The organism is Streptomyces niveiscabiei (assembly GCF_001419795.1).
GTDB classification, from domain to species: Bacteria; Actinomycetota; Actinomycetes; order Streptomycetales; family Streptomycetaceae; genus Streptomyces; species Streptomyces niveiscabiei.
On record NZ_LIRL01000388.1, the window covers coordinates 1 to 6,745 of the forward strand.

The 6,745-nt window shown below is 68.1% G+C and carries 6 protein-coding genes; all 6 read left to right on the top strand.

Features of this window, described 5'->3' with window-relative positions; genetic code table 11:
• Nucleotides 1–494: SDR family oxidoreductase (locus tag AOK24_RS19350; protein WP_159051927.1), on the top strand; the 494-nt coding region annotated here is incomplete at its 5' end.
• Nucleotides 495–866: 372 nt separating this feature from the next.
• Complete coding sequence (locus tag AOK24_RS48575) at nt 867–1,235, top strand: hypothetical protein (protein ID WP_055721327.1); 369 nt, start codon at nt 867–869, stop codon at nt 1,233–1,235.
• Between the two features lie 730 nt (nt 1,236–1,965).
• Nucleotides 1,966–3,792 carry a 1-deoxy-D-xylulose-5-phosphate synthase gene (locus AOK24_RS19360; RefSeq protein ID WP_055721328.1) on the top strand — a complete coding sequence of 609 codons (1,827 nt, stop codon included), beginning with the start codon at nt 1,966–1,968 and terminating at the stop codon, nt 3,790–3,792.
• Nucleotides 3,789–4,922, top strand: a complete 1,134-nt coding sequence (ispG, locus tag AOK24_RS19365; RefSeq protein ID WP_055721329.1) for a flavodoxin-dependent (E)-4-hydroxy-3-methylbut-2-enyl-diphosphate synthase — start codon at nt 3,789–3,791, stop codon at nt 4,920–4,922. Before AOK24_RS19360 ends, ispG begins: the two co-directional genes overlap by 4 nt.
• Before the next feature lie 296 nt (nt 4,923–5,218).
• Entirely contained in the window at nt 5,219–6,250 is a 1,032-nt protein-coding gene (locus tag AOK24_RS19370; protein ID WP_240554003.1) for a polyprenyl synthetase family protein, read from the top strand.
• 6 nt (nt 6,251–6,256) lie between these two features.
• Nucleotides 6,257–6,745, top strand: a 489-nt coding sequence (locus tag AOK24_RS19375) for an HAD family hydrolase (protein ID WP_206191234.1), incomplete at its 3' end; no start/stop codon positions are given.

The window sequence follows — 6,745 nt, forward strand, 5'->3', positions numbered from 1 at the left end:
TCGACCTGCTCGTCAACAACGCCGCCTACCAGATGGCCCAGCCGGACGGGATCGAGGCCCTCACCACCGAGCAGTTCGACCGGGTGATGAAGACGAACCTGTACGGGATGTTCTGGCTCACCAAGACGGCCCTGGCCCACATGCCGCGCGGCGCCTCGGTGATCAACACCGCGTCCGTGCAGGGGTACCAGCCCAGCCCGCACCTTCTCGACTACGCCATGACCAAGTCCGCGATCATCTCCTTCACCCACAGCCTGGCCCAGATGCTCGCCGAACGCGGCATCCGCGCCAACGCCGTCGCACCCGGACCGGTCTGGACCCCACTGATCCCCGCCACCATGCCCGACCCGGCGCACTTCGGGAAGCAGTCACCTCTCGGCCGGCCCGCGCAACCGGCCGAGATGGCACCCGCCTACGTCTTCCTCGCCTCCGACCAGGCGTCCTACATCACCGGAGAGATCGTCAACGCCACCGGCGGCACCCCGCTGCCGTGAAGCCGGACGAGGCTCAGCGTGACGTGTCGGGTCGCCCTGGACGGCAGGTGCCACCCACGCGTCCGGCTCGCCCCGGGCCCTGGCCCGGGGCCGGTTCCGGCGGAGGGCGAACAGGGGCCGCTGTCCGGGGCGAGCGTCAGTCACCACGCGAGTTTCGGGATCTGACGCAGGACGGGAAAACGCTGGGGTTGCCCACAGAGCTTTCGAGTTGCTGCGGAGATCTCGCTCTGACGGGGTGGGAGTCCTCGACGGCTGCAACCATCTGCTCAGACGCAGCTTCGGGTGGCGCGGCACGCCGGGGGGACCCGCGCGTTCCCCTGACGACGGAGGCTGTGCACGAACACGATCGCGGTCGACTCGCTCCGCTGGGCCATGGCCCGGGTGTGTGTCACCTTCGCCCGCGGGCTGAGTCCCGAGGAGGTGTTCACGCGGTACGGGGCCGACCCCGGCCGGGCCCGACTGCTGAACTGGAGCACCGCGTCGGATCTGGTCTGCGGCGACGCGGGAGTCTCGCTCCTGCGCGCCGGGAAGCGCGGTGAGTGGACGTTCCGCGTCGGGGAGTACACCCGGTCCGGACGTCGGCGGGACCGGGTCCGGGCGGCGCTCGCCGCGTACGCCGGGCAGGGCGCCGTGATGGCGCCCGTGATGGCCCTCGTTCTGATGCTCAGGGGCTGTCCTGGCGATCACGAGCGGAGCCAGATGACGAGTGAGGCTGTGGTGACGGTGCCGAGGTGGACGTAGGCTCGTTTGTCGTATCTGGTGGCGACTGCCCGGAAGTGCTTCAGCATGGTGATCGCCCGTTCGACGGGATTGCGCTTCTTGTGCCGCTCCTTGTCGGAACTGGGCGGACGATCGCCGAGGCCCCTGCGGCGCAGCCGTCCGGCGGCCGTGCTCGTCCCGCTGATCAGCCAACTCCTCCATGTGGGCGTTGACTTCGGCTTCCAGGGCGGCGGACAGCATGCGCCTCGCCCCTTCGTGGACGGTCTCGTCGATCAGGAAGCCGTTCAAGGTGGTGCCGTCCGCGTTCTGCGAGGCACCCTTCCCGAGGCCGATCCGCAGGTACTGAGCATTCCTCTCCCGTCCGGGCCGGGGCTCGATTCGAACTCGGTCAGCTCATCGAACGCTCCGAGGCTCACGCAGCCTGAACCACCACAACCGATCCACAGGGCTTGACCATTACTCGTGCTCCCGTGTTCTCCCGTCACGTGCGCCGGAGCGTGACCGCGGGGGCGTACGGGGGGGCTGCATCGGCGTATACGCGGGTGGGCGACCGGAGTACCTCTTTGCGCTTCGCGGATCTCCCCGGCGTGCTTCCTCGGTCGTGTACGGATCAGAGCGCGGGGGGGTTGCGCCTTGTGTGCGCTGGGATTTCGCGTTCAGTGTGGAGGAGTCCGAGCCGCCCGGATGCTCCTTGGCCCCCTGTGGGCTGTTCCCTGGAGCTGCGCCGACGACGACTGGAGAGATGGCTCCGATGACACAGCCGCTCACCCGAAGGGTTGATGCTCTTACAGGCCCGAGCGACTTGCGGAACCTGACTGCGCGGGAGCTGGACGACCTCGCCGCGTCCGTCAGGGCCTTCCTGGTGAACAAGGTGTGTGCGACGGGCGGGCACCTGGGACCGAACCTGGGGGTGGTGGAGCTGTCGCTCGCCCTGCACCGGGTGTTCGTCTCACCTCACGACACTCTGATCTTCGATACCGGGCATCAGACGTACGTACACAAGCTGGTCACCGGGCGGGCCGATGACTTCGATACGTTGCGGCGGCAGGGTGGGCTGTCGGGCTACCCCTCTCGACGAGAGTCGGTGCATGACATGGTGGAGAACTCCCATGCCTCCACCGCGCTCTCGTACGCCGACGGCCTTGCCAAGGCCCGTCACCTGGCCGGGCAGCCGGACCGGGCTGTGGTGGCGGTCATCGGAGACGGGGCATTGAGCGGCGGCATGGCCCTCGAAGCCCTCAACAACCTCGGCATGGCGCCCGAACGCCCGGTGATCGTCGTTGTCAACGACAACGGCCGCTCCTATGGACGCACGCACGGCGCCCTGGCGACCCATCTGACCGAGCTCAAGTCCGGCGGCGCACTGGTACGCCGGAACTTGTTCACCGATCTGGGTTTCGTCTACCTCGGGCCCGTCGACGGGCACAGCACCCAGGAGGTCGAGGAAGTACTGCGGCAGGCCCGGGCTCTTCACCGTACGGTCGTGGTCCATGTGATGACGGTCAAGGGCAAGGGCTACCCGCCGGCGGAGCAGGATGAGGCGGACTGCTTGCACTCGGTCGGCCCTCCCACCCTCTCGACCGGCACCCCCGTCAGAGCCCCGGCCCGGTCGTGGACCAGCGTCTTCGGCCAGGTACTGGCCGAACTGGCGAGTGAGCGGGCCGAGCTGGTGGCGGTCACGGCGGCGATGCTGCGGCCGACCGGCCTGCACTCGATGCAGCAGCGGTTCCCCGATCGGGTCTTCGACGTCGGCATCGCGGAACAGCACGCCGTGAGCAGCGCCGCAGGACTGGCCATGGGAGGCCTCCATCCGGTCGTGGCGATCTACGCCACCTTTCTCAACCGAGCTTTCGACCAGATCCTCATGGACGTCGCGCTGCACCGACTGCCCGTCACGTTCGTGCTGGATCGGGCCGGCATCACCGGTCCCGATGGCCCCTCCCACCACGGCATGTGGGACCTGTCGCTGCTCTCCATGGTGCCCGGACTACGGATCGCTGCGCCGCGTGACACCGAACAACTCGGGCGCCTGCTGCGTGAAGCCGTGGACTGCGCAGGGCCTACCGCGCTGCGCCTGCCCAAAGCCAGCACCGGACCGGAGATTGCGGCCCTGACCCGCGAGGACGGGATCGACATCCTCCTCAACAGCCCGCAGCGGCCGTTTCAAGTGCTGCTGGTTCCGGTCGGCCCGTTGGCCGCGGCGGCGCTGGACGCCGCCCGGCTCCTTCAGGACCAGACGATCGGGGTCACGGTTGCTGATGCGCGCTGGGTGCTGCCCGTCAATCCTGCCCTGGCGACGCTGGCGGACCGCCACCAGCTGGTGGTCAGCGTCGAGGACGGAGTCGCTACCGGTGGTGTGGGCTGGGCCCTGGCCGCACTGTGCCGCGCCGAAGGGGTCGCCACGCCGATCGTGCCACTGGGGCTGCCGCAGTCGTTCATCGCCCAAGGCTCCCGCACCGCCTTGCTCGCCGAGGCCGGGCTGGATGGAGCCGGCATCGTCCGCGCGGTCCGTGCCGCCCTGCGGGACATCCTTCCCGCGACAGCCACCGAGTCCCACGACCTGGAGACGGCTCGATGACCTCTATCGATCTGGGAATGCCGACCACGCCGGCGCAGCAGTCTCCGGTGCGCCGCCCAACCCGGCAAGTGCTGGTCGGGGCAGTGCCCGTGGGAGGCGGTGCTCCGGTGAGTGTGCAGACCATGACCACCACCAACACCGCCGACGTAGATGCCACGCTGCGGCAGATCGCCGAAGTCACCGCCGCAGGTTGCGACATCGTGCGCGTCGCCGTCCCCTCGGCCGACGACGCGGCCGCCCTGCCGGAGATCGTCGCCAAGTCACCGATCCCGGTGATTGCCGACATCCACTTCCAGCCCCGCTATGTCTTCGCGGCGCTGGACGCGGGCTGCGCCGCCGTGCGGGTCAATCCCGGCAACATCAAGAAGTTCGACGACCGCGTCGGTGACATCGCCCGGGCTGCCCAGACGGCCGGGGTGCCGATCCGCATCGGCGTGAACGCCGGCTCCCTCGACCCCCGACTGCTCACCAAGTACGGCTCCGCGACCCCGGAGGCACTGGTGGAGTCGGCGTTGTGGGAGTGCTCACTGTTCGAGGAGCACGGCTTCGACAGTATCAAGATTGCAGTCAAGCACCACGACCCGCTGGTGGTCATCGCCGCCAACCGGCTTCTCGCCGCACGCTGCGACTACCCGCTGCACCTCGGGGTGACCGAGGCGGGCCCTGCCTTCCAGGGAGCCGTCAAGTCCGCCGTCGCCTTCGCAACTCTGCTGTCCGAAGGGATCGGGGACACCATCCGTGTCTCCCTCTCGGCACCGCCCGTCGAACAGGTGAAGGCCGGGTGCCACATCCTGTCCTCCCTGGGGTTGCGCCCGCGGAAGTTGGAGATCGTCTCCTGCCCCGGCTGCGGCCGACTCCAGGTCGACATCCACAGGCTCGCCGGCCAGGTTGAGGCCGCGTTCGACGGATTCCCCGAACCACTGCGCATCGCCGTCATGGGGTGCGTGGTCAACGGACCCGGCGAATCCCGCGAAGCCGATCTCGGCGTCTCCTGCGGCAACGGCAAGGGCCAGATCTACCGGCACGGCCAGGTCATCAAGACCGTTCCCGAATCGAAGATCGTCGAAGCGCTCCTCGAAGAAGCCCTGGCCCTGACCAGGACCCCGGACTCCGGAGACGCCCTCCCGTGATCCCTGCACCCGCCGGTCGCCGTTGACGACCTCGACCGCCGACATACGCGGGGCGGGCCGGGAGCCGCGACGTGACGCTGCGCCGGCTCACAACCGTACGAAGAAGTGCTTCACAGGTGAGGTCCCCGGTTTCGCGGTTTCTACTGATGTACGCCGATCAGGATCACCCGACACATCTCATGAGGCTCACGGTCTGCGGGTCGTAAGCCTCTGGAACCCGTGCCCGCGTGTGTGGAGGAAAGGTTGCTGCTGTGGCCGACTCACATTCCCTCGATGCGTCTGCAGATCTTGACGTTGTGCGCCGCAAGGTCACGACGTGCCTGGAGGAATTCCTCGGCGAAAAGGCCCGTCAGGCGTCAGCCTTGGGGGCTGCCTCCGAAGTCCCCCTGACACTGCGGCAGTTCATCACCGCGGGCGGGAAACGGATCCGCCCGCTGCTGTGTGTCATGGGCTGGCAGGCCGCCGGTGGCAGCGGATCACCCGAAACCGTGATCAGACTGGCTGCCGCTCTGGAGCTGTACCAGGCGTTCGCCCTCATCCATGACGACGTGATCGACCAGAGCGCGACCCGGCGCTCGCAGCCTGCCGTCCACAGGGCGTTGGCCGACCGGTATGCCGCAGCCCGAGAAACGGATCATCTGGGCGTCAGCGCCGCGATCCTCATCGGGAACATGGCGCTGACCTGGTCTGACGAACTGGTCACCGAAGCAGACATCGCGCCGTCCCGGCGTGTGCTCGTGGGGCGGGTGCTCGACGCGATGCGTGAGGAGATGCACTACGGCCAGTACCTCGACCTGCTGGCGCCGCTGGGAGCGCTGGAGGACCAGCAACTCCCGCTGACGGTCGCCCGCTTCAAGACCGCGAAGTACACGGTTGAGCGCCCCCTGCACGTGGGAGCGACTCTCGCCGGAGCCGACACGGCGCTGCTTGGTCTGCTCAGCCGTTTCGCGTTGCCTCTGGGGGAAGCGTTCCAACTGCGCGATGACCTGCTGGGGGTACTGGGCGACGCCGCCACCACAGGAAAACCGGTCCTGGACGACCTGCGTGAGGGAAAGCGCACGGTACTGCTCGCCATCGCGGCCCAACGCGCCGACCCCGGACAACGGAGCGTACTGCGGCGATGGGTGGGAGATCCGCTCCTGGACGAGGAAGGAGCGTCGGCGGTGCGCAGCGTGCTCAAGGCCACCGATGCTCCCGCGGCGGTGGAGAAGATGATCGCTGTTCGCTACGAGGAGTCCCTCGCTGTCCTGAAGCAAGCGCGCATTCCCTCCGCGGCTGCCTCCGCGCTTGAGCGAATCGCCTCGCTCAGCATCCACAGGGACGCGTGAGAATCCATGAAACTCGCTTTCTTGGACATGGACGGCACGCTCTTCCCGGGAGTCGTGGGGAAGCGCTATCTGCGCGATCTGATGGAAGACGGAGTCTGCCGGCCCGAGCCCGTGCATGCCTGCCTGGCCGCGATCGACCGCTACGCAGCCGCACCCTCTTCACACTCTGATGCGCTGGCCGAGGCCTATCGCCAGTACGCCTTGGCACTGCACGGAGTATCCCTGGAACAGGCCCGGCGTACGGCCACCCGCAGCTGGCAGGCATGCCGCGACCAGTTGTTTCCCTTCGTCGGCGACCTGATCGCGTTGCTGAAGGCGCACGACTACCGAACCTGCCTCATCTCGGGGACCGGTGATCTGCCCGTACAGGAGGCCGTGCGGGACCTGGGACTGAACTGCGGCAGAGGCACGGTGACGGAGATCAGAGACGGGCACTTCACCGACCGCCTCACGTGTGTACCCGCTTTGCCGGGGGGCAAAGCGGGTACACACGTG

Bases quoted from the DNA above. Each gene is read 5' to 3' on its own strand.
- AOK24_RS48575 (WP_055721327.1), top strand. From the start codon at position 867: ATGGCCCGGGTGTGTGTCACCTTCGCCCGCGGGCTGAGTCCCGAGGAG.
- AOK24_RS19360 (WP_055721328.1), top strand. From the start codon at position 1,966: ATGACACAGCCGCTCACCCGAAGGGTTGATGCTCTTACAGGCCCGAGC.
- ispG (WP_055721329.1), top strand. From the start codon at position 3,789: ATGACCTCTATCGATCTGGGAATGCCGACCACGCCGGCGCAGCAGTCT.